Below are 523 nucleotides of genomic sequence, written 5' to 3' on the forward strand. Positions count from 1 at the left end.
TAAGGAGCAACTCGCCCAGGCCGTCGGCCGTCATGGTCTGTGGCGCAGTGGCCTCGCCACCGACGCATGCTCGGTGGGGGGTGCTCAAGGGTGGAACATCGATTACTTGACACCGTCCTGGTGTCTCTCACAAGTACAAGCCGGCAGCTCCCCTCGCGGGGGTTGCGTCCCCTTCCGGGGGGTGCGGCAGTGGAACGTGGGGGATGGCGGGTGCGGTGTCTGACACGTTGTTGGGTCCTGAAGGATCGGACGACACAGGCCTGCCCTCGTTACGACGAGGGGGTGTGTGTGGGCTGGTTTTTCTGGTTGTGGGCCTCATCGAGATCGCGAGCTGTGCTTGTGGTGGGTGTGGGGTGCCGGTTGTATTTTGAGAACTTCACAGTGGACGCGAGCATCTTTGTAGTGTCAAGTTTTTAAGGGCACACGGTGGATGCCTTGGCACCAGGAACCGAAGAAGGACGTAGGAATCTGCGATAAGCCTCGGGTAGTCGATAACCAGACTGTGATCCGAGGATTTCCGAAT

General features: G+C 59.7%; 1 rRNA gene. It reads left to right on the top strand.

The window, feature by feature from the left end:
- Positions 1–403: 403 nt before the first annotated feature.
- Positions 404–523: ribosomal RNA gene (locus AC1DW8_RS22630) — 23S ribosomal RNA — on the top strand; the annotation flags it as partial.

Source organism: Terrabacter sp. P2_E3 (assembly GCF_056403915.1).